This is a genomic window from Kitasatospora sp. NPDC058406 (assembly GCF_042722765.1).
GTDB lineage: Bacteria > Actinomycetota > Actinomycetes > Streptomycetales > Streptomycetaceae > Kitasatospora.
In genome coordinates this window covers 17,528-40,538 of sequence record NZ_JBHXKE010000009.1, presented here as the reverse complement: position 1 = coordinate 40,538, position 23,011 = coordinate 17,528, and the positions used below count along the sequence as shown (strand labels likewise).

12 protein-coding genes are annotated in these 23,011 nt (G+C 71.8%); 2 read left to right on the top strand and 10 right to left on the bottom strand.

The features are described from left to right. Nucleotides 1-3,582 (bottom strand): hypothetical protein (locus ACFWOG_RS03475; protein WP_380354281.1); only part of this gene is annotated, 3,582 nt, incomplete at its 3' end. Nucleotides 3,583-3,603: 21 nt separating this feature from the next. Continuing rightward, nucleotides 3,604-5,148, bottom strand: a complete 1,545-nt coding sequence (locus ACFWOG_RS03470) for a hypothetical protein (protein WP_380354278.1) — start codon at nucleotides 5,146-5,148, stop codon at nucleotides 3,604-3,606. A 744-nt stretch (nucleotides 5,149-5,892) separates the two neighbouring features. On the opposite strand from ACFWOG_RS03470, the gene ACFWOG_RS03465 reads away from it, so the two are divergent. Then, nucleotides 5,893-10,221 carry a hypothetical protein gene (locus ACFWOG_RS03465; RefSeq protein ID WP_380354275.1) on the top strand — a complete coding sequence of 1,443 codons (4,329 nt, stop codon included), beginning with the start codon at nucleotides 5,893-5,895 and terminating at the stop codon, nucleotides 10,219-10,221. A 702-nt stretch (nucleotides 10,222-10,923) separates the two neighbouring features. Here the strand turns inward: ACFWOG_RS03465 and ACFWOG_RS03460 are convergent. From ACFWOG_RS03460 to ACFWOG_RS03425, 8 genes are all read right to left on the bottom strand, one after another. After that, on the bottom strand, nucleotides 10,924-11,697 hold the full coding sequence (locus tag ACFWOG_RS03460) for an AAA family ATPase (protein WP_380354273.1): 774 nt from the start codon (nucleotides 11,695-11,697) through the stop codon (nucleotides 10,924-10,926). A gap of 6 nt (nucleotides 11,698-11,703) precedes the next feature. Further along, nucleotides 11,704-13,284 carry a Mu transposase C-terminal domain-containing protein gene (locus tag ACFWOG_RS03455; protein ID WP_380354270.1) on the bottom strand — a complete coding sequence of 527 codons (1,581 nt, stop codon included), beginning with the start codon at nucleotides 13,282-13,284 and terminating at the stop codon, nucleotides 11,704-11,706. 41 nt (nucleotides 13,285-13,325) lie between these two features. Next, nucleotides 13,326-13,964 (bottom strand): type I-E CRISPR-associated protein Cas6/Cse3/CasE, encoded by a 639-nt coding sequence (cas6e, locus tag ACFWOG_RS03450; RefSeq protein ID WP_380354267.1) that lies wholly within the window; start codon nucleotides 13,962-13,964, stop codon nucleotides 13,326-13,328. Then, nucleotides 13,946-14,749 carry a type I-E CRISPR-associated protein Cas5/CasD gene (cas5e, locus tag ACFWOG_RS03445; protein WP_380354264.1) on the bottom strand — a complete coding sequence of 268 codons (804 nt, stop codon included), beginning with the start codon at nucleotides 14,747-14,749 and terminating at the stop codon, nucleotides 13,946-13,948. Before cas5e ends, cas6e begins: the two co-directional genes overlap by 19 nt. Further along, entirely contained in the window at nucleotides 14,746-15,900 is a 1,155-nt protein-coding gene (cas7e, locus tag ACFWOG_RS03440) for a type I-E CRISPR-associated protein Cas7/Cse4/CasC (RefSeq protein ID WP_380354261.1), read from the bottom strand. Before cas7e ends, cas5e begins: the two co-directional genes overlap by 4 nt. Continuing rightward, nucleotides 15,900-16,502 carry a type I-E CRISPR-associated protein Cse2/CasB gene (gene casB / locus ACFWOG_RS03435; RefSeq protein WP_380354258.1) on the bottom strand — a complete coding sequence of 201 codons (603 nt, stop codon included), beginning with the start codon at nucleotides 16,500-16,502 and terminating at the stop codon, nucleotides 15,900-15,902. Before casB ends, cas7e begins: the two co-directional genes overlap by 1 nt. After that, the gene (casA, locus tag ACFWOG_RS03430) at nucleotides 16,502-18,070 is read right to left on the bottom strand and encodes a type I-E CRISPR-associated protein Cse1/CasA (protein WP_380354255.1); all 1,569 of its coding nucleotides are present in this window, start codon (nucleotides 18,068-18,070) and stop codon (nucleotides 16,502-16,504) included. The genes casB and casA overlap by 1 nt, the downstream gene beginning before the upstream one ends. A 631-nt stretch (nucleotides 18,071-18,701) precedes the next feature. Continuing rightward, nucleotides 18,702-21,620, bottom strand: coding sequence for a CRISPR-associated endonuclease Cas3'' (locus ACFWOG_RS03425; protein WP_380354352.1), 2,919 nt, complete (start codon nucleotides 21,618-21,620; stop codon nucleotides 18,702-18,704). Between the two features lie 866 nt (nucleotides 21,621-22,486). On the opposite strand from ACFWOG_RS03425, the gene ACFWOG_RS03420 reads away from it, so the two are divergent. After that, nucleotides 22,487-22,792 (top strand): hypothetical protein, encoded by a 306-nt coding sequence (locus tag ACFWOG_RS03420; protein ID WP_380354253.1) that lies wholly within the window; start codon nucleotides 22,487-22,489, stop codon nucleotides 22,790-22,792. The last annotated feature ends 219 nt before the right edge of the window (nucleotides 22,793-23,011 follow it).

The following is a 23,011-nucleotide window of genomic DNA, read 5'->3' as shown; positions in this document are numbered from 1 at the left end:
GTTGGCGGTGGCGAGGCGTGAGGTGCCGTCGGAGGCGGTGAACGCAGCCACCGCGCTCACTGGGCCAGTGTGACCGACGAGGGGAGGTCCATTTTGGCGACCGGTGACGGGGTCCCAGATCCGCACCGTCCCATCCTCGCTGGTGGTGGCGAGACGTGGGGTGCCGTCGGAGGCGGTGAACACCGCCACCGCGCTCGCCCAGCCGATCCGGTCGGTAAGGGGGGCACCGACCTGCGTGCCGGTGACGGGATTCCAGATCCGCACCGTCTTGTCCTCGCTGCCGGTGGCGAGGTAGGGGGTTCCGTCGGACATGGTGAACGCCGCCACTGCGCTCACCCCGCGGGTGTGGCCGGTGAGGGGAGGTCCGTCCTCGCTGCCGGTGGCAGGGTTCCAGATCCGCACCGTCCCGTCCCCGCTGGCGGTGGCGAGGCGGGGGGCTCCGTCGGAGGCGGTGAACACCGCCATCGCGGGCACCGGACCGGTGTGGCCGGTATGGCTGGCGAGGGCAGGTACCTCCTCGAGGCCGGTGGCGGGGTCCCAGATCCGCACCACCCACCCCTCGCCGGCGGTGGCGAGGCGGGGCGTGCCGTCGGGGGCGGTGAACGCCGCCACCGCGCTCACCCAGCTGTTGTGGTTGGTAAGGCCGGTGAGGGGTCGGCCGTCCTGGAGGCCGGTGGCGGGATTCCAGATCCGCACCGCCTTGTCATTGCCGGCGGTGGCGAGGCGGGGGCTACCGTCGGTGGCGGTGAACACCGCCACCGCGCTCACCCAGCCGATGTGGTCGGTGAGGGATCGGCCGTCCTGGAGGCCGGTGGCGGGATTCCAGATCCGCACCGACCGGTCCTCGCTGGCGGTGGCGAGGCGGGGCGTGCCGTCGGGGGCGGTGAACGCCGCTACCGCGAGCACCGGACCGGTGTGACCGGTGAGGGGAGGTCCATTTTGGCGACCGGTGACGGGGTCCCAGATCCGCACCGTCTTGTCGTTGCCGGCGGTAGCGAGGCGTGGACTGCCGTCGGGAGCGGTGAACACCGCTCCCGCCCGGACCTGGCTGGTGTGGCCGGTGAGCTGCAGGTGTAGCTGCCGTCGTTGGACAGCACCGGCGATCAGAGGGAGTGGCCACTGCTCGGGGGCGTGGGCGCTGGGCTCGACGGGGGGTGGGGTGCTCTGGATGTAGGTGGTCCCGAGCCGCCGCCACCACCGGCGCCACGCACTGGCGGTGGCGGCGGGCTGATCGGTACCGCTCGTGCGGTGGGCTTCGTGCTGGAGAAGGACGGTGCCGGCGACGGCGGCTGGCAGTTCACTGATCGGAAGGCCGTAACTGAAGGCCGCGGTGGTGATGCTGGTGAGGTCGAGGGTGTCGAGGACATCCGGGTGTTCTGCGAGGGTCTCGAAGGCTCCGGCGGTGTGGCCGAGGCGGGCATGGGCGGCCAGGTGGTGGCGGATGTAGGCGCTGAGTTCCGGCGGCTGGGTGAGGGTGTCGCCATCTCGGCGGCGCAGGGTGTGCTGCGCGTGGCGGGTGAGGGCGGTGGTGACGGCCGCGTGTGCGGCGTGGGTGCCGGAGGAGGTGGTGAAGTGTTCGGTGAAGGTGCGGTGGGCGAGGCGGTAGACGGCCTGGCCGTGTTCCTGGTCGAGGGCGAGGTAGGGGGCGGCGTCGCGGATCAGGCCGGGGATGCTTCCGCTGGTGTCGTGTGGGGTGGTGGTGAGGGCGTCAGCGGTGCGGGCCCAGATGCCGTCCTGGTCAGGCAGGCCGCGACCCTGGGCGAGGCCGAGTGCGTGCAGAAGCAGGGTGTAGTGGGGGTTGGTGCGGTGGAGGCGATCGAGGGCTCGGGTGAAGAGCTCACGGTGGGTGCGGCCGATCAACGGCGTGGGGTCGGTGATCAGGCAGGGGTTGTTGAGGAGTTCGTGGGCGGCGAGGCGGGCGTAGAGGAACTGCTGCGGCTGGACGCCGGCCTGCTGGTGGTCGGCGACAATGCGGTGGACGGCCACGGCGATCTGCGCATCATCGGCGTGCAGAGTGCCGCGGCGCCTGGCGGTGTCGAGCTTGGCGCGCAGATACCCGGCCAGGGCCTCCCGATCCTGCGTCACGTCGACACACTCGATGCGCATGTCCGCCCGGGCGTCCGGGCCGTGCGGCCGGGGCCGGAGGGCGTCGAGGATGTCCGTATCGGTGGGAGTCGGCTGGTCGGGGCCTTCACGGGTGGAGCGGCGGGTGCCGACGACCAGGCGTACACCCGGCAGTGCGGCCAGGGGGCGCAGGAGGGTGTCGGCGATGACCAGGGGCTGCTCGGCTTCGTCGAGGGCGTCGAACAGCAGGGTCAGCGGGGCCTGGCGGGTACGGAGCTGTTCGACGAGTCGGGTGGCGAGGTCACCGGGAGGCAGGCCGTCAGCGGCCTGCCGGACGAGATCGGGAAGGTCTGCGGCTGCTGCGATGAGGTGGGTGACGCGGGTGGGAGTGAGGCCCGAGAGATGGGCGACAAGGTCGAACGGATCGTCCGGGCGCGGTGTCCCGGCAGGCAGCGGGGACAGGTGGCCGTGGCGGACCAGGACCTCGCGCAGAGCGGTTCGGGTGTGGAGGACGATGTGGCCGAGGAGGGCTGATTTGCCGGCGCCGGCGGGGCCGGTGACGACCAGGGCGCCGTGGGTGGCGGTGGCCAGCCAGTGGAGGATCTGGTCGCGCTCGACGGTACGGCCGTGGAAGTACCAGGCGAGTTCGCCGAGTTCGGCTCCGGATGCCTTGGGTAGGAAGTGGCGCTGCTCGTCGGCCGGGAGCTGGTCGATGACGGCTTGCAGCTCGGCGAGCTGGTCCAGAGGAGCCGACACGGCGGTGGCGACATCGGGGAGCACACGGACGAGCCGGTCGTGGTCTTCGTCGACGGTGTCGGCGCGGTAGCCGCCGAGTTCCCGGGCGAGGCCGATACCGAGGGTGGCGAGACCGATGGAGCGCTGGCCGCGGAAGGTGACGGTCAGGGCCCGTTCGAGGGCATGGGTGAAGGCGCCGAGTTCGGCGTAGCCCTCGGCGGCGGTGGACAGCAGCAGGTACCGGCGGGCCTCGGTGCGCTGGGTGAGGAGTGCGGCGTGGACAGCCTGGGCGAAGCGGCGGGAGAAGCAGGCGTCGAGGACGACGATCGCCCAGTTGTCGGCGTTGTCGGGGTGGAGTTGGCGGGTGCTGATGGCGCGAGCGATGTCGTAGGGCGAGACGCCGGTGTCGCTGAGGGCCGGGGTGTGGCAGTGGGCGAGGCTGTCGGCGCTTCCGTGGCCGAGCCAGTAGAGGATGGTGTCACCGGTGCGTGCGGGCTCGGGCGCGCCGGTCCAGGCGCCGAGGCGGTCTTCGACGGCCTGCCGGTGGCGGTCCTCGTCCGGGACCGTCCAGGGGTTGAGGTGTAGGCCGTAGGGGGCGAGCAGGTCGGCGACGGCCCGCACGTGCGTCTCGGTGTCCAGGTCGGGGTGGTGGTGGTAGGTGGTGAAGTTGACTGGGAACAGCTCGGCCACCGCCGCCTGGCGGGTGCTGTCATCGCTGGCGGGCGCCGCCTGGTGTTGTGCGGGAGTGGGAGGCGCACTGGTCTCGGTGTCATGGGTGGTCATGGGTGGGGGCCGGGTTCCGGGTCAGGCGTCGGAGAGGCCGGCGAGGACGAGCTGGGTGATGGGCACGTGGGCGCCGGTGTCGAGGATCACGCGGTACAGGTCCGGCGTGTCGGGGGTGAAGCGGGTGGTCAGGGTGCCGTCGGTGAAGTCGGGGTCGCGCCTGAGGGTGAGGGGGTGGCCGGGGCGGCCGGTGGTGGCGCTGTGGACGCTCAGGCGCACACCCGCCGGGGTGTTTAGACCGGTGACGTGGAGGGTGAGCGGCTCGCCGACGGTCCCGCCGAGGTGGGGGGTTTCCAGACCGGGTCCGTTGCCCTCGCCGTTACCGGCGAGGTGGGCGCCCTGCGGGCGTTCCAGGGCGATGCGTCGGATCTGTCGCAGGACCTCGTCGTGGCGCATCAGACTGCTGTGCTGGCTGAACACGTAGGTGACGGCTTCGGTGCCCAGGCGGGCGGACGGCACGTGGACGGTGCCGTCGCCGGAGGCGTCGCGCCGCACCGGGAGCCCGGTGTCCGGGTGGCGCAGGAGTGCGCGGTCGTCGCCGATGTCGAAGGAGTGCCGGCGCCCCACCGCGACCACACGCTCGGCGCGCTCCTCCTCGTCAAGAACCTGCACGGTGGGCTGGGCTTCGCCGACGACCGCCCTGTGTCCGGGCAGGGTGAACCCGTTCTCGCGGTAGCGCGCGTGCTCGGCGAGGGAGCGGGCGGCCAGGTGCTCGTCGCCGCCGAAGCGGGCGACGTCCCCGGGGGTGAGCCGGTCGACGTCCAGACCGCGGTCCAGGCATCGGTAGCCGGGCAGCAGGTCGTGGACGCCCGGGAGTGTCGCGGCCAGCGGCTGGAGGCGCCGCGGCAGCCAGCCGGGCTTCGGTGAGGCATGCAGGAGGTTGAGTTTGAGGATGGAGTTGGCCGAGCCGAGGAACGGCGTTCCGACGGTGATCACCGCCCGGGTGTCGGCGGCCAGTCCCGGGTCCTGCTCCAGGGCGGCCCGCACCAGGAGCCCGCCCATGGAGTGGGCGGCGAACAGCAGCCTGGGCTGCCGCTCACCCGCCGCCCGCCACTCGGGCCGGGCCGCCACCCGCTCCCGCCACCAGGTCAAGTGCGCGCGGGCCCGCCGGGCCAGAAGCGCCCCGTTGTAGGCGACGGCCAAGCGCCAGTCGTACGGGAACGGCGCCACCGCGTCCGGGGCCAGGGTGACGCCTTGCAGGGTTTTGAGCAGGTCGGTGTAGGGCTCGATGCCCTTGAGGATGGGAAGCCACCACGGCCTGGTCAGCAGCGCGGTGGCGTGGATGCGGGTCAGTGGGGCCCGCAGGGCGGTGGCGGCGTCGGCGGCCTGTTCCCGCGGGTCGGCGTGCAGCGCGTCCAGCAGTCCCGTGCCCGCCGGGCGGTCGGTGAGCACCCTCGGGTCCGCGCCCCACAGCGGGCGGCCTGTCGCAGTGTCCTCAAGGACACTGCCCATGATGCCCGGCACCACGATGCAGGCATCCCGGGTCCGGTCGTCGAAGACCTGCGGCATCCCGGTGCGCGGCACGAAACCGAGGTGCCCGCCGAATCCATCCCCCAGAGTTCCCATGCCACTTGACGATAGTGGAGCACACCTACCGGCCGTGCGGGCTTCACCGGAGAGCGGCCGCAGGTCCCGCGGATTCGACAGCAGTCGGAAGGGGGTGACTGCGCGCCCTCGATTCGCCGACCGGGCAGGGGTGAGGGTCGGCCGCGATGCGGCCGACGTCTGTCGGCCTTCCAATGCGGCAGCAGGGTGGGGCCTTGTCAGGCCGTGTGTCATGGTGTCCGGGTTCGTGGCGGCGGGATGCGGAAATAGGATGTTGTTGTTCTGCTCACCGAAGCTGCAGGCGGCGGGACCCAAAAGACCGGCCGCCGGGCGGGACACGCCTGGTCACACGGCCACGACGGCAGGGTGTTGGCGGTGGCGGTGTTCACCGCTACGGACGGCAGCCCCCCGCCTCGCTTCGGCCGGCGACGACCGAACGGTGCGGATCTGGAACCCCAGCACACGAACAGGGCATTCACTTCCTCTGACGGACAGTGTCTACTCCCTGACGGTTGCTCATCGTCGATACGGACGCGGGATTCATTGTGATCGACGTGTCGTCCGTACCCGCCGACCCCGCTCGATATCCGTTGCTGTTCCTGGCTGGGCGCTCTCCTGCCGCTCAAGAGCGGATCGGGATCCAGCAGGATCGAGTGGTGGTTGCTTCGATGAAGCCCGGAACCCGGGCGGTGCGTGTGGCTATCGTCGTGCGGTATGGGGACTGTGGGAAGTGCGGCCGATGGTGGTTCGGCCGGAGTATTCCCGGTGAACTTCACCGCCTACCGGCACCATGCCGACCTCGATACCGAGGGCCATGTGCGGGAGATCGCCCGCCTGCTGGCCCCGTTCGGTCTGGACGTCGACATCTGGCCGGTCGGGGGCGAGGAGCGGGACCGCCAGGCGGTCGAGGACCGGCTCGGCGCCTGGGCCGACGCGGACTGCCCGTCCGGCCGGGGAAACTCGTTGCTGTACTGGGTCGGCCACGGCAGCGCCGGCCACCTGGCCCACCACCGTACCCCGGCTCCGATCAGGACCGGGGTGAGCCCGGTCGAAGTGGCCGACGCGATCGGCTCCCGCCAGCTCCACCCCGCCAACGAGGACAGCTGGGCGATCGTGGTCCTGGACGCCTGCTTCTCGCGCGACTTCGCCATCGCCGTCCACCTGCACCTCCTGCAGCACCACGGCGACGCCGGGCGGTATCTGCTGCTGTCCACCGCCGCCCGGGGACCCGCCGAGCTCGGCGGCTTCACCCGCGCCCTGGAACGCGCCCTGACCAGCGCGTTCCCCGAGCGCGAGAGCATCGGCCTGGCCGAGCTCGGCCAGGAACTCGCCCGCGACCTGGCCGGCTACCGCGCCGACACCACCGACGACCGGCGCGACCGGCTCGTCAACCGCGAGACCATCGCCGCGTTCAGCTCCTCCCTCGACCAGCTCGCCGAGCTGCGGGCCGTCGTCAACGAGCTGCCCACCGACGAACGGCGCCACTTCGTGCCCAAGGCCTCCGGCGCCGAACTCGGCGAACTCGCCTGGTACTTCCATGGCCGAACCCTCCAACGCGACCGCATCCTGCGCTGGCTGGACACCGCCACCCACGGCGCCCTGGTCGTCACCGGCCCCGCCGGCGCCGGCAAATCGGCCCTCCTCGGCCACGTCCTCCTCCACACCCGCAGCGACATGCGCGACATCCTGATCCGCCACGGCCACCTCACCGCGCTCCCACCCGGAACGCCCTGCCCCGACGATCCGTTCGACCTCACCGCCCATCTCGCCGGCCACACCCTCCACCAGACCATCCAGCTCGTCGCCGACGCGGCAGGCCTGCCCCGCCTCGCCCGCATCGCCGCGCAGGGACGGCCCCCCGCCGATCTCGCCGGCCGCCTGATCACCGAACTGCGCGATCGCCCGAACAGGCTGACCCTGCTGTTCGACGCCCTCGACGAAGCCGACCAGCCCGTGGCCATCGCCGAGAGTCTCCTGCGGCCCCTGGCCGCCCTGCCCGGCGTTCGTCTGGTCATCGGCACCCGCCGCTCCACCCGCGAAGGCCCCGACCACCCCTCCCTCGCCGACACCGACCTCCTCGACATCCTCCGGCTCCGCCCGACCGGATCCGGCACGGCAACGGGTCGCCCGCTCCTGGTCGAGGTCGGCCAGGATCCGGAGGCCCTCGCCGGATACCTGCGCGCCAAGCTCACCACGGCCAAGCACCGCGGGGACCTGGACGCCGACGACACCACCGTCGCCTCCGCCGTCCACCGCCTGGTCAGTGACCACCCACAGCGCGGCGGTGAGCCGCAGCAGTTCCTCTACGCCCGCCTCGCCGTCCACGAACTCCTCAACAACCCCGCCCTCGTCATCGACCCCGCGCCGCTGATCGGCCGCACCCACCGTCAGCTCTTCACTCTCGCCCTCGAACGCCTCCACCACCTCAACCCCCACTACACCCTCCTGCTGCGGGCCCTCGGTCTGGCCCAGGGCCGCGGCCTGCCGGTCCAGGACGGCATCTGGAGCACCATCGCAGGCGCCCTCGCCACCGACCCCACCGACACCCGGGAGAGCATCCCCGGTTTGCTCCGTGACGCCGCTCCCTATCTCGCCCTCGACCAGGAACACGGCCAGAGCGTCTACCGCCTCGCCCACCGCACCTTCACCGAACACCTCACCACCGTCCACGACAGTCCACGCTCCCACGCGGCTGTCACCACCGCGCTGATCCACGATGCCGCCGCAGCCCTGGAACCGCTGAGCACCCGCGTCCGCGCCGGTGACGGTGTGCCGCAGGCGGCCGTCAGCCCGTACATCCGTCACCATCTCGCCGCGCACGCCCGCCTCGGCCACACCAGCGGAGCCCTTCACACCCTGGGTGGACACCCCGGCGTCCTGGACGCGCTCGACCTCACCAGCATCACCACCGCGGTCTTCGGCCACGGCCTGCCCGCCCGGGACTTGCCGCCCTCCATCGCCGGCGCCGCTCTGCTTCAGCACCACGCCCGCGACACCACCTCCGAGCAGCAGGCCGACGCCACCGCCATGGCGTGGCGCCGGTGGTGGCGCCGACTCGGCACGACCTGCATCCAGGGCACCGCACCGCCCGTTGAGCCGGCCCTCCGAACGACCGGAACCTGGATCCCCGACCTGGTCGCGGGCTCCGCCCGCCGACGTTCCCTCCAGCTCCAGCTCACCGGCCACACCAAGTTGGTGCGGTCGGTGGCGGCGTTCACCGCGCCCGACGGCACCCCGCGCCTCGCCACCGGCAGCCACGACGGAACGGTACGGGTCTGGGATCCCGTCACCGGCACCCAGATCGGCGAACCCCTCACCGGCCACACCGACTGGGTGATCGCGATGACGGCGTTCGCCGCACCCGACGGCACCCCGCGCCTCGCCACCGGCGGCAGCAGTGGGACGGTGCGGATCTGGGACCCCGCCACCGGCACCCAGATCGGCGAACCCCTCACCGGCCACACCGACTGGGTGCGGTCGGTGGCGGCGTTCGCCGCGCCCGACGGCACCCCCCGCCTCGCCACCGGCGGCAGCGACAAGACGGTGCGGATCTGGGACCCCGCCACCGGAGCCCAAGTCGGCGAACCCCTCACCGGCCACATCGCCCTGTTGGCTGCGGTGGCGGTCTTCACCGCGCCCGACGGCACCCCCCGCCTCGCCACCGGCAGCGGCGACGGAACAGTGCGGATCTGGGATCCCGCCACCGGAGCCCAAGTCGGCGAACCCCTCACCGGCCACACCTACGGGGTGCACGCGGCGGCGGTGTTCACCGCGCCCGACGGCACCCCCCGCCTCGCCACCGCCGGCGGCGCCGGGACGGTGCGGATCTGGGATCCCGCCACCGGCACCCAGATCGGCGAGCCCCTCACCGGCAACCTGGGATCGGTGAAGGTGTTGGCGGTGTTCGCCGCCCCCAATGGCGCCCCCCGCCTCGCTGTGGTCAGCGGCGACGGGACGGTGCGGATCTGGGACCCCGTCACCGGAGCCCAGATCGGGAAGCCTCTCGCCGGCCACACCCACTCGGTGTGGTCGATGACGGTCTTCAACGCGCCCGACGGCACCCCCCGCCTCGCCACCGCCGAAGGTACGACGGTGCGGATCTGGGACCCTGCCGACGAGCTCGGCGCACCCCAGGCCAGCCGCACGCAACCGATGGAGGCGGTGGCGGTCTTCAGTGCGCCCGACGGCACCCCCCGCCTCGCCACCGCCGAAGGTGCGACAGTGCGGATCTGGGACCTCGCCACCAACACCCCGATCGGCGAGCCCCTCACCGGCCACAACGCCTGGGTGGCCGCGTTGGCGGTCTTCAGTGCGCCCGACGGCACCCCCCGCCTCGCCTCGGGAGACGACGACGGGGTGGTGCGGATCTGGGACCCCGCCACCGGTACCCGGATCGGCGAACCCCTCACCGGCCACACCTACGGGGTGTGGTCGGAGGCGGTATTCACCGCACCTGACGGCACCCCCCGCCTCGCCACCGCCGGCAACGACGGGACCGTGCGGATCTGGGACCCCGCCACCGGCACCCAGGTCGGCCCACCCCTCACCGGCCACAAGGATTATGTGAACGCACTGGCGGTGTTCACCGCACCTGACGGCACCCCCCGCCTCGCCTCGGGCGGCGACGACGGGACGGTGCGGATCTGGGACCCCGCCACCGGCACCCAGGTCGGCCCACCCCTCACCGGCCACAGAAGCTTCGTGAAAGCGCTGACGGTGTTCACCACACCCGACGGCACCCCCCGCCTCGCCAGCAGCAGCAGCGACAAGACGGTGCGGATCTGGGACCCCGCCACCGGCACCCAGGTCGGCCCACCCCTCACCGGCCACAGCGGACCAGTAGAAGTGGTGGCCGCATTCACCGCTCCGAACGGCGCCCCTCTCATCGCCTCGGGAGACGACGACGAGACGATGTGGGTCTGGGACCCCACCACCGGATCTGGAACCGTGCTGCCCCTTGCGGCGGTCGTCCACTCACTGACGGCGAGCCGTGGCCTGCTCGTCGCAGGCACCAACACTGGATTCCTCTGCCTCGACACCTCGTCGGTGAACAACCTCCCCGCGAGCATCGAACTCGGCGCTCCGCCTCCCTGATCTCTGCCTGCCCCAGCCTCCCAACCGGATCGCCCGCAACAGTCGGCCATCTGCTCGATGCTCACCTCGACGGACAGCGGCCGGGTCGCGTGCCGGCGCAGCGTCTCGTCGAAAGCCGACGTCGTGGAGTAGAGGAAGCTCGCCTGCGGTGACCAGCGCCAGGCCGATCAGGCCGATGTTCGCGCCGCCAGCGACGTCCCGCTCACGGAGCAGCTGGTCCTGCCCGCCTACGGCCAAGCCGCGGCCGCCCGATCCCGGGCCCCGGCCCGGGAGGCGGCGTTGCTCGCCCGCCCCAGCCGGGGGTCAGGCCGCCGACGACCTGGAGAGCGTAGCTGTGCGCCGATTTGTGACGACTGACAAGGCGGCACAGGGCAACCGGAGTCCAGTCGGTCGGGCAGCACGAACCATCACTGGCCCGCGTGGGCGACGTTACGCTTGCTGGCCCGTCCCCGGGCGCGGACAGCAACGGCTACAACGCCCACGACACCGTGTTTCAGCGAGAGCAACGCATTCAGGAGCCGGTGCCGTTGGCAGCCGGGGCTTTGGTGATGGACTCGGATGTCCCGATGGCGGTCTGCCTCAGCCCACATCGAGCACGTGCAGACGGCGCTGTCGGCCAAGTCATCGCAGCACTTCAGCCGTTCGGGACAATGCCCCGGGTACAGGACAAACCCACCGACAGGGCCTTACCTGTTTATCAGGCTAGAAGTCCCGCAGGGTGCTGTCGAGGCGGCTCATGATCCAGCGGATGAGTTTCTTGTCAAGCGCGAGGCCCGTGTTCCGGGCCATCTCGTCGCGTGCGTGGTAGGTGACGTTGGCCCAGCTGCGGAAATTGCCGTGGCAGACGTAGTCGTCGGTGTACATGATCAGGTCGTTGTCCGCTTCCTCCCACAGGGGGTGGAAGGCGGGGATGTGGGTGAGCACGTCGGCCGGTGTGAGGGGGCGGAACTGCTCCCAGTCGTGGATGCGCGAGGCCAGGGCGCGGCGGTCCCTGAGTTTCTTGTGGGTGCTGTCGGCGCCGACGAAGACGAGGGGCTGCTGGGTCCGGTCCCAGAGGGTGCGCAGGTATTCGAAGGCTGTGGCGCTGAGGTGTTGGGCTTCGTCGCACAGCAGGACGTTCGGGGTGTCGGCCAGGGTGTGGACGAGGTGTTCGTAGGGGACCTCGGGGGGCAGTTCGAGGGCCTGGGCGAGGGCGGTGTGGATGTCACTGTTCTTCATGCCGAGGTGGATCTGCAGGCGGATGGTGGTGTCGGGGGCGAGTTCGCGCAGGGTGGCGTGGATGGCGAAGGTCTTGCCGAGGCCGACGTCACCGTGGATGCCCATCATGGCGCGGGCTGCGATGACCTTCTCCAGTTGCATGCCGACCCTGCGGGCCGCGTCGGTGGCGACGGCCCGGGCTTCGGGCAGGCGCAGGTAGTGGTCGTCCTGCGGGCGGGGCAGGAGGCCGGGGCGCGCGGTGGACCGGTGGTCGTTCACGTGTCCTCAGTTCTCGGGTCCGTGGGCCGGGCGTGGGGCTTGCGGGTCGCTGATCGGGGTGGTCCAGTGGGCGGACGGTTCGGGAAGCGGGATGTAGTCGGGCAGGGCTTCGCCGGCGGTGTCGTGGGCGTTGAGTTCGCGCAGTTGGCGAGTGGCTTCCTGGTGGGTGATGGTCAGGAGCGGTTTGGGCGGGGCGGGCTGGGTGAGTGCGGCGAAGCGTTCGTCCCTGCTCTTGTCCGCGTCGCGTAGGCGGGATCGCAGGCGGGCGGCTTCGCGTGAGCGGGCGTTGAGGAGGGCGCGGACTTCCCTGGCGGTGGCTTGGTCGGCCGGGCGGGCCTGGCCAAGGTGCCGGCCGGTGGCGGCGTCGTAGAGTTCGATCTCGTCCTCGTGGTGGGGCATGTAGCGCAGGTGGACCTTGCGGCCGACCTGGGTGGTGGGGGTGTGCATCCAGGGGGCGGTGTAGTCGCGGTTGCGCCATCGCACGCCGGCCGGGTGGATGGTCAGTGCGTTGCCGTGGCGGGCGAGGGTGAAGGTGTGGATGTCGGTGGGGCTGACGTCCCAGACCGGGGAGAGGTCCTCGTTCCAGGCCTGGGCGGGGGTTCGCCCGCCCATGGTGGGGATGGTGTGCTCGGTGTTCCAGTGGGTGACCCATTCGCGCAGCTTGAGGACGAAGGACTCCAGGGTGAGCAGGTGCTCCGGCTCCTTGTTCTTGCGTGGTGGGGTGGAGGGGTCGTGGGTGTAGCCGGGCATGCCCTTGAAGAGCATGTCCTTGACGGCGCCGTTGACGGCTTCGACGTGGGGTTTGAGGTCGGGGCGCCGGGGCGGCAGTCTGACCAGTTCGACGGCGAACGCCGCGAGGGCCTGGCCGACCGCGTTGGACAGGAAGTCCTTGCCGCCGTCCACGCGGACCCGGCCGGGCAGTCCTCCGAAGGGTCCGTGGCCCTGGGTGCGCAGCAGGGCGTCGCGCAGGGCGAGGAGGATGCTTTCGCTGCTTCCGTGCTGGGGGCTGACGGCGAGTCCGCAGATGGCGTTGGTGGCGGCGTCGACGAACCAGGTGATCCAGGGTTTGCGGACGATTCGGCCGTCGATGACGATGCGGACGCTGGCTTCGACGTGGTCGGTTTCCCAGTACTGGTTGCGGTGGCCGCGGGGGCGGGTGCCGTGGAGGTCGTGGCGGCGGCGGGCTTGTTCGCCGCCGGCCAGGCCTGCGCGTTGGCCTTTGGGGATGTCGTGTTCGACGGCGCGGTAGAAGGTGGCTCTGGAGGGCAGGGGTGGTGCGTCTTGGGGGGTTTCGTTGCGGAGTTCTTGGTAGGCGGCGGCGACGTTGCCGCGGTGGCGGGCGATGGCGGTGTGCATGTCGGGGGTGAGGGTGAAGCGGTCGCGGGTGGTGGGGGTGTAGTGGCCGTGGTGGGTGCGGGCGTTGGCGATCCAGCGGTGGACGGTGCGGGGGGTGACGCTGAAGGTGGCGGCGGTGAGGTTGATGTGGGTGGCGGTGAGTTGGCCTTCGGCGTGCAGGTGCAGGAGGCGGCGTACGCCGGCTGCGCGCAGTTCGGTGATGCTCGGCTCGGGCGGGGGTGGTGGATTCACGGCGGGTTTCCGGTGGCCGGGGCGAGGTGGGGTGGGGGTGGTCAGGCGGGGGCGAGGGTGAGGAGGCCGGCGCCGTGGGCCTTGCCGCGTCCGATGCCGTGGGTGAGGGCGGTGTGCAGGAGGGCGGGGTCGGTGATCAGGGCGGTGCCGTCGAACTGGGTGAGGCTGTGGTGGGGGCCGGGGGTGGTGTAGTCGCGGCGGAAGCGGCGGCGGGTGGCGGTGGTGGTGCGGATGTCGAGGCCTGCGTGGGTGGCTTTGCGGTGCCACCAGGCGAGGGCTTCGTCGCCGTGCAGGGCGGTGAGGGTTCCGCGTTTGGCGGTGCCGTTGCGGACCTGTTCGGTCATGCGGTGTGCGACGGGGTTGGCGGTGATGCGGTAGTGGACGGGCAGGCCGGGGGTGAGGGCTTGGAGCATGGGGGTGAGGTCTTTGGTGGTGCAGGTGCCGTAGCCGTTGGGCAGGGCGGTCAGGTCGGGGTGTACGGCGGTCTGGACGAGCAGGGTCGGGGTGTTGTCCTCGTCGAGGCGGAAGAGCAGGCCGGCGTCCTTGCGGGGGGTGGGTCCGGTGCGTTCGGGGATGAGGCGCATGAGGGTCTTGTGGAGGCTGTCGGCGGCCTTCAGGTCGGCGCGGGCGGCGTTGTGGTGCGGGTTGAGGCGGATGAGGGTCAGGGTGTGGGCGGCCATGCGGGGTCCTTGTGGAGGTAGGCGGTGAGGGTGTCGATGGGGCGTTTTCCGGCGTACAGGTGAGCGGGGAGGTTCTTGGTGGTGCGCCACAGGGGGCGGGCGAGGTAGGTGCGGTGTTCGGTGCGCCAGTCGGTGGGTTCGGCGGCGAGTTCGTTGCGGGGAGGGGCGTGGGGCTTGTCGGCGGGGGGTGTTTCCCACCAGAAGGTGACGGGTGCGGTGCGGCCGGTGGGGGGGGTGGGCCAGCTGACAGGGGTGCGAGTGAGGAGTTCGGTGATCGGGTCGGGCAGGGGCGAGCCGAGGACGAGAGGTTCGTCGGGGACGCAGGCGCGGCGGCCGAGGAAGGGCGCGCGGGCGGGGTTGTCGAGGGCCTCGGCGATGTCGTCGATGAGCGGGCCGGGGCCGGTGACGGCGACGGTGAAGACGGCGCCGGCCAGGTAGTGGCGGCGGGAGACGAGTGTGGCTGCCTGGGCTGTGCGTTTGCCGCCATCGGCCAGGAGCAGGCGTCTGTCGGGCGGGTAGCCGCCGCCGACGGTGTGGTAGTCCTCGTGGGGGGTGCCGGGGTTGTCGACGCGGACGGTGAAGGTCAGGTCGCGGTGGCTGGGCCGGCCGGGCAGTTGCTCGTAGGGGGTGAGGGCGTTGTCGCGGGTGCGGCCCTGGGCGGCGGTGATCAGGCCGATCAGGCCGGAGCGGGTGGGGTGCAGGGCGGTGTCGCGGTGGTGCGGGAAGGCCGCGTGCTGGCCCCACGCCTGCCACACCCCGGCCAGGCGCAGCAGCAGGCCGCTCATGCGGTGTCCCGGGTGTGGGGGTAGGCGGTGGTGGTGACGGCGGCGGTGAGGTCGTCGAAGGAGGGGTGGTGGGTGCCGAGCGGCGCGATGGGGGTGTCGAAGGCGCCGGCGTGGCCGTGGGCGAGGCGGTGGCGGGTGCCGATGAGGCGGTCGACGGCGGTGGCGTAGGAAGCGAGTGCGTCGCGGGCGGGTTGGGTGTAGCCGCCGCGGGGGTGGGCGGTGACGGGTTGTTCGAAGGCGGCGCTGTAGGAGACGGGGCGGCGTTCGCGGATGGTGTAGTGGACGAGGTCGGGCAGGCTGTGGTGGGCGGTGGCGGTCTTCTTGGCCTGGGGCAGGGTCATGATGAACGCGTCGGTGAATGCGGTGAGCAGGCGTCGGGCGCGGTCGGTGTCGCTGTTGACGTTGGCGAGCAGGTCGGTGAGGTTGACGGTCGCGTAGCGGTAGAACAGGCCGGTGGTGAGGAAGGCGGTCTGCAGGTGGGCGCTGCCGTGTTCGCCGGGCCGGGGCCAGTCCTCGACGCTGGTGAAGTAGTCCGGCTGGAGGTCGGCCTTGTGGACGGTGTAGGCGGGGGCCATCTGCAGGGCTGCTTCGACGTGGGCGTCGGGCAGTTCGGCGTGCATGCGGCCGAGCAGGGCGATGCTGTCGGTGCGGCGGGTGAGGACTGCGGCGATCTTCTTGGTGGGCAGCAGGGCCTTGAGGGCGGGCTTCTTGGTGGCCGCGGTGTATTCGGTGTGGCCGTCCTCCAGGGCGGTGCGGTGTTCGGTGCACAGGTCGGCGAGGGCGTCGGTGATGTCGGCGGGCACGTAGGCGAGTGCGAGGGTGCGGTTGTTGTTGGCGGTGTCGGTCTTGAGGCCGCCGGTGGTGGCGCTGCGGGCGACCTGGGCGCCGGCGAAGGCGGCGAGGTCGGCGGGCCAGCCCCGGGTGCGCAGGTGTTCGGCGAGGACGGCGGGCAGCTGGCGGGTGCGGGCGGCCGGCTCCTTGAGTTCTTCCTCGATGTCGAGGCGGATGACGCGTTTCCACGCCTGGCTGGAGACCATGGCGCGGGTGGTGTTGCCGACGTCGATGGTCTTCGGTTCCTGGGCGTCGTTGCGGTTGAGGTTGGCGGCGGGGACGGCCTGCAAGACGTGCAGGTCGAGGAAGCGGTGGCGCATCAGGCGGGGTCCTTCACGGTGTCGAGGTGCAGGTAGAAGTTGTCGAGCCAGCGGGTGCCGACCTGCCCGGCGGTGTGGGCGCGCAGGGCCAGGTCGTCCAGCAGGACGGCCCAGTCGGGGCGCAGCCCGGCGGAGGCGAGGCGTTCGGCGAGGGCGGGCAGGCGGCGGTGGAGCTGGTCCTCGGCCAGACGCACGAGGACCTTGAGGTCGTCCTCGGTGCGGCCGGGGTTGAAGCCGTGGTCGCGGACCGCGGTGGCGAGGGTCGTCCCGAGGTCGGGGCGCCGGCGCCACGCGGGGGTCCGGTAGGGGTCATCCACCGTGTCCGGCCGGGCGGTGGGGGTGGTGTTCTCGTCGAAGGGGTCGGCGGTCTCGGGGACGCTGGGGGTAGTCAGGGCGATGAGGGCGGCGACGGTGTAGTGGGCGCGGCGTGCCCCGTGGCTGCGGGTGAGGCGGCTGAGGTGGGGTGTCAGGTCGAGGCAGTCCTCGACGGGCCTGCCCCGGCCTCTTTTGAGGGCGGTGCGGACGGCGGGCCGGGTGCACAGGGCAGCGATGTCGGTGACGAAGTCCTGGCAGTGGCGGCGGTGCTCGGGTGCGGTGGCCATCAGCTCCCCTTGGGCAGGCGGGCGCCGGCGAGGCGCAGCGTGGTCGTGGCGGTGGTGCGGGCGCGGGCGGCTGCGCTGTGCTGGATCACGGCGCTGGCGGTGGCCTGGCGCAGGGCGGTGATCGCGTCGTGGGCGAAGGCGGGGCCCACCGGGTGGTCGGTGTCGTGCAGCAGGCGCCAGAACGTCTTTTCCGCGAGTGGCCAGTAGGCGGCGGCGGCGCGCTCGGCCCAGCGGCTCCTGCGTGCGGGTCGGCTGCTTCTGTTGGCGCCGGGCGGGGTGGTGGTGTCCTTCCATGCCTGGTTGGCGGCCCTGGTCAGAGCGTGCTCGATGTCTTCGGCGGTGCGGCAGCAGTCGGCGATGCGCTGGGCGCGCCCGGGGTCGTTCTCCTGGGCCCAGGCGAGCAGTGGTGGGGTCAGCGCGGTGTACCAGCCGTAGTCGACGCTCTTGGGGTCCTGGTGGAAGCCGTGGACCCGTACGCGCAGGGTGTCGCGGACGGCGGGGGGAAGGTCGTTGAGGGTGTCGAAGACCTGCGGCCTGCGGGCGCGGGCGCTCTCGTCGGGGGCCAGCAGCAGCGCTTCCAGTTCCCGCCACCAGGCCCGCCCGGTGTCCGCCCGGCGCACGGCCTGGCGTTTCCCGGGGTCGTTGGCGGTGGGGTTCAGCTGCAGGACGACGTAGGGGTCGAGGGCCGCGGGCTTGGGGTGGCGGGTGGCCCAGGCCAGGTGCACGTCAGTGACGGTGGTGCCGTCGGGGCCGGGCACGAGCAGGAGCGCGTGGCGGGAGCGGGCGGTCAGCAGCCGACCCGGCCAGGTCACCGGGGCCGGCGGGGCCATCGGGTCCGGCAGGTCCTCTTCCTCCCACGGGCACCGGTCGACGACGGGCTGGTAGTCGCCGTGGAACGCCGGTATGCCCGCCAGCAGGGTCTGGAACAGGGTGCGGCCCAGCGGGTGGAAGGACACGGCGCCGCGCAGCGGGCCGCTGGTGAGCTTGTTGTGCCGGTACGTGCCCACCGTGCGGTGCTTGGCGGCGCCGGAGCGTCCGTAGAAGTGGTGGAGCAGCAGGTGCTGGACGGCCTCGGCCGTCGGGACGGGATGGGGTGCGGCGTCGGTGTGGGGGCCGAACCAGGCGAAGTTGTTTCCCGTGGCGCGGCCGAAGACGAGCGCGTTGATGCCGGCCGGGTCGCTCTCCTGGGCCAGCCGCGGATCCTGCAGCCAGGGGCGCACGGGGTGAAAGGCGTCGAGGCGGTACTCGTGCCGGTCGAAGTAGGCGTGGACCTCTTTCGCGTCGAACCGGCCGGTGTCCTCAAGCAGGTCACGGCGCAGCCGGTTCCACCGCGACGCGCTCAGCTCCTCGTCATCCAGGCCGCAGATGCGGGCTGCGATGGCGCTCGCCACGCGCAGGACGGCGGAGGATACCGGCGGGATCGCAAACGCCAGGTCGTCGAACTCGTGGGCGCGTAGGAGGAGTTCACGCAGTCCGACGTGCTCGTAGGTGGTGCGGGTGCGCACCGGGATCCAGGGCCGGTCGGCGATGCTGAAGGACGGCCGGTCGGGGGCGGTACTGCTGGACACGGGGCGGCTCCACAGGCCGGCCCGGGGGCGCGGCAGGAGAGGCGGACAGGGACGGGGGCGGGCGGCATGCCGCCGCCGGGATCGGCGTGCCTGACGGCGTGCGGGAGCTGGCCAGGCGCCCCCGCAGCGAGGCGCGTCCTGGTCGCCGGCGGGCTGCGGCCACCACGACACGGGGACGGTGATCCATGGGCTGCCGGGCCTCGGGCGCGGGCGCGAGGCGTGCGACGCAGGCGCAGCGTCCGGGGCGACAGTCTGCGCCCGTCAAACTATTGATGATCTGTCACATATGGTCTAGAGAAAGGGAGTTGAGAGTTTCACAGGTCGCAGTCCGGCTCGGCGACGCCCGCTGCGCCAGCCAACCACGACGCCCCCGGCAATGCACAACCGGTGAGAATTATGCGACTTACAGTCGCCGCATGGGGTAGGGTGTCCCCTTCCCGGCACGGGCGCCCCGGCCCCCGGCCCCCGGCCCCCGGCCCCCGGCCCAAGCGGATCACACGGTCGTGCACACGGGTGGGCGGCCCGAGACGGGATCCGGTCCCACCCGCTCCCTCTCCCCCGCTGCTGCGGCACACCGCCGGCTGTCGCTCCCCTCAGGTTCGGAGGCTGCCTCGGACAAGGGCCGGGCTGGTCAGTCCCGTTCGCGGACCAGGCCGAGCTCGGGGTCGATCCGCATCCGACTCTCCCCGAACCGGTGGAAGCCCTCGCCGGGCAGCAGCACGATGTCGGCCAGCAGCGGATGGTCACGCCAGGCGGGCGGCGCGGCGTTGAACACGGGCACGTACGGGATCCAGGCACGCGGAGCCGGCAGCGTGCGCTGCAGGATCGCCCGCACCTGCGCGGCGGTGGGCCGGCCGGTCACAGGCAGCGGGTGTTCCCCGGCCGCGTCCAGCGTCAGCGTCCGGCTTCCCGGTCGGCGGTGGCACGGCAGCAGGCGCCTGGGCAGGACTCCGGGGCGGGTGACGGCCTGGGCGGCGGTCAGGTGCTGGCGGTGCAGGTCGGCCAGCGAGGAGACCCACGCGGGCAGTGGCACGAGCTGCCGGACGCTCAGATGCTCCTGCCCGCCGACGGCCGCCATGTACCCGGCCAGCCGCTGCTCCAGGTCCCAGACAGCGCGGTGGAAGGTGGAGGGGATGCCGTGGACCGCCTCAAGGAGTTCCTGGACGCGGCCGGGGATCTCGACGACCTCCTGTCCGAGGCCCTGCAGCAGGGTGGCGGTCTCGTGCAGGAGGAAGGCCGGCTCGAGCGGCCGCCAGTGCGGCGGGATCGACGTGTCGCCGTCGGCGTTCGTCGGCACAAGCACAGTCAGGCGGGCGACGAGGTCGCGCAGCCACGCGGCCCGCTGATCCGCCGCGCCACGCCAGGCGATCTCGAAGCGGCGCAGCCGCCCTGCCAGCTGCAGCAGCCTGGCCAGCGGGGCGAGGTCGCCGACTATCTCGTCCAAGTCCAGGTTCAGGCCCAGCTCCAGCACGCTGGTCGCCACCACGATCATCCGCCGCGGGCGCGGGCCGACGGGCCCCAGCGCGGCCCGCACCCGGGCGGTGACCTCCTGACGGTGGTCGGCGGGCAGGCGGGCATGCAGCAGCACCACGTCCTGACGCGCATGCGGCCAGGCGTCCTTCAGACGCAGGTAGGTCTCCTGGGCATCGGCCGTACTCGCCCTGACCACCGCAGCGCAGCCACCACGGTCGGCGAAAGGCTCCAGCAGCGAGGTGACCGCGTCCAGATGCGCGGCTCCGGCCTGCCCGTCCGGAGTACGACTCCGGCCCCAGACAGGGACCCGGCGGACGGCGAGACGGACGGTGCGGGTGTGCTCACGGACATGGCGCCGCCGGGACTCCTCCTCCATCCGGTGCGGGACACCGGTGGCGCCCTCGGCGAACAGCCAGCCCGGATATGCGGGCACGTACGTGTACTCCTCGAGGACACGCCGCGACAGGCCGGCGCCCGCAAGGTAGGCGCGCACCAGCGCATCGCACCTGCTGGCGGGCATGGTGGCCGACAGCAGGATCACCGGACTGCCCATGCCTCCCAGCCAGGCGAGCAGACGGCGCAGCTGCAGCTCGCTGTACGGCTCCAGGGCGTGGGCCTCGTCGACGACGACGGTGCGCCCCGACAGGGCCAGCAGCCGCAGCGCGCTGTAGCGCACCGGCTGAACGGCCATGAGCGCCTGGTCGACGGTCGCGACCGTGAACTGGGCCAGCAGGCCCTGCTCCCACCCCGCCAACCTCCCCTCCGCCGCTTCCACCGGCGGCTGCTCCCCCTGCCCGGCACGAGCCTCGGCGCCGGCGCCCGCCGGGTGGTCGCCGCGGGCCGCGTCGGCATCGGCGTCGTCCACCACGACCCCCTCGGCGGCGGAGAGCCTGCGATCGGTGAACGCGGCACTGTGCCAGCTGTGGCTGTGGACCAGGCCGACTTCCGCACCATCAAGACGATGTGCCCGCACCCATGCCCGGACCGTCTCGAAGGTGGCATCCGCCAGTGCCGTCGTCGGGGTCAGCCAGCACACCCCGCTCGTGCCGCAGGCATCGTTCAGGACCTGCATCGCCTCCAGTGCGGTAACACTCTTACCCGTTCCCGTCGCATCGGTCACCGCCAGGATCCCCGCCCGCCCCGCGCCGGCCAGCAGCGGCAACCGCGCCATCACCGACGCCTGCAGCGCGTTCGGCTCCTCAAGACCGTGCGCCACCTCGAACGGCAGCCGGCGCACGACCACCCGCCCAAGACCCGAGTCGGCCACCACCTCCCTCGCCATCCCCCTGGACCAGGCGAAATGCTCCCGCGCCCCGTATGCGGGAGCGTGCGCCCGGCCCAACCACACCGCTCGACGGCTCGCCAGCCGGTCCGCGACCATCCCCAGCCCGCAGATCACCACCGCCGCCTCCACCGACACCTGCCCCGGCACCTGCCCGGCACCGGTCAGATGCCGCAGCTGCGCCACATAGCGGCGGCGCAGCCGCTGCCACACCGGCCCCCCGAGAGCCGCCCGCACCCGGGCCCTCGCGGCCGCGCCCGACAGATCCACCTGCAGGAAGCGGCCGTGATGGCCGCCGGCGATCTGCGCCACCCGCACTCCGGGGGCGTCGTTGCACGACACGTCGTAACCCAGCTCCTCCAACAAGCCGACCAGCAGGTGCATCGACGCCCGGTCGTGCGGAACATGCACCATCCGGCCCGCGTCCGCCCGCAGCTCCTCCCCCAACCGCACCCACCCGGCCGGCATCGAGTGCTGCCACCACGGCGTCAGCTTCCCGATGTCGTGCAAGGACACAAAGAACGCCGTCAACGACCGCGCCATCTCCCCGTCCACACCCAGACCACGGGCGATCAGCTCCCTCTGCCCCCTGGTGAGGAAGCCGTCCCACAGCTCCAACACAATCGCCGCCGTGTCCAGCAGATGAAACAGCAGCCCATAGAAGACTCCGTCGGCCCTGTCGGACTTCCCCCACGGCTGCAACGCCAGCCCACCGAAACGGCCTTCCGCCACCACATCGAACGTCTCCACCCCAACTGACGCCCACTCACTCACACGCCCATGCCCCACCCACACAGCCAACCAGGACCACGAGCCCGGGCCGAGACCAAGACGACAGTCCGCCCAAGCTTCCGCCGAACCCGCGCAGCACACCGACCCCCCGGCTACAATCATGACCGGGCAACCCCCGGCTCTCTGCGTATGCCACGCTGACACGAACGCCATCCCAACCGGAATGGACCTCTTCGAGCCGTCCCCGCTCACGCAGGGCTGACACCGACGACTTGTTCGCGGCGATCGACGCGCTGCTCTCAGTCCCCGCACACGCAGGGCTGACACCGTCCTGGACACCGCCCGCCTGCTGCGCCCCAGGCTGACACCCCGGACGCGGCTATGTGAAGCTGCCTCTTGTGATCGTCCCCGCGCACGCAGGGCTGACGCCGGGCTACGCAGCCCCTCATGGGGCTTCTGCTGCTCAGCAACCTGGCGCCCGCCGGCGCCGTTGTCCCGCGGCTGCAGGGTTGATACCTTCCGCGCGTGCGCCTAACTGGCCGCCCATACCTCATCTCTGCGCACGCAGGGCTGACACCCCCGACCGACCAGCGGCGGTGATCCTCACCGAACCGTCTCCGTGCATGCGGGGCTGACACTGGCAGGACCTGGCTGCCAACATCACCTGTGAGGCCCCGTGCTCACGCCCCCGGACCCCTTCATCGAGGGCATCGGCCACGAGTCATCCCCGTGTGCGCAGGGCTGACACCGGACAAGGTCGGGGAGGGACTTGTCTTCACGGATCGTCCCCGCGCGTGCAGGGCTGACCCCCCTGGCCGCCGGCCGGCCAGCGCCCGGGTCCGTATGACACCTGCGGTTCTGTGAATCGCACCGGCAGTAAACGAGTTCAACGTCCTTGACGGCCCTGGCCGAAGTGGCATCATCTCTGCATGGCCGACGACAACGTGCTCCCCTGCGACGACTACAACAACTGTCCGCATGGGGAAGATGTGGATTGTGAGACCTCCTTTGAGGTGACGTTGCCCAGTGACCGACGGCGTTGGTACGTACAAGAGCACAACCTGCTGGTCGATGAAGGCGGCGGCTTCGAGATGGACGTCGGCTTCCTCCGGGAGAATCCTCGTTGGCTGGCGGACAGGCGGATCGTGAACCGAATGCCCAGGACAGTGCTGGAAGAGATCGCTGCGGGCGCTGGAAGGAAGGCAGATCGAGAGCACCACAAGCAACGGTCATGACCGACTCGCTGCCAGGACGTCCGGTGGCCACTTCGACCACGGTGCGTGATCAAGTCGGAAGCGGGAACCCCGTAAACCCGCGCCGACGCTACTACCGCCGCGGTTTATGGGGCCTTGCCCGGAAAACCCCGGACCCCCCCAAATAAAACCCCCCCGGGCCGTGTGACGGGACGGGTGTTATGTCGAAAACCCCCCCCCCCCGGCGGGGACCCACGACAC

What these genes read in the sequence shown, in the direction of transcription:
- ACFWOG_RS03470 (WP_380354278.1), bottom strand. Translation starts at nt 5,148, where the DNA reads ATGGGAACTCTGGGGGATGGATTCGGCGGGCACCTCGGTTTCGTGCCG.
- cas6e (WP_380354267.1), bottom strand. Translation starts at nt 13,964, where the DNA reads ATGGCCGCCCACACCCTGACCCTCATCCGCCTCAACCCGCACCACAAC.
- cas5e (WP_380354264.1), bottom strand. Translation starts at nt 14,749, where the DNA reads ATGAGCGGCCTGCTGCTGCGCCTGGCCGGGGTGTGGCAGGCGTGGGGC.
- cas7e (WP_380354261.1), bottom strand. Translation starts at nt 15,900, where the DNA reads ATGCGCCACCGCTTCCTCGACCTGCACGTCTTGCAGGCCGTCCCCGCC.
- casB (WP_380354258.1), bottom strand. Translation starts at nt 16,502, where the DNA reads ATGGCCACCGCACCCGAGCACCGCCGCCACTGCCAGGACTTCGTCACC.
- ACFWOG_RS03420 (WP_380354253.1), top strand. Translation starts at nt 22,487, where the DNA reads ATGGCCGACGACAACGTGCTCCCCTGCGACGACTACAACAACTGTCCG.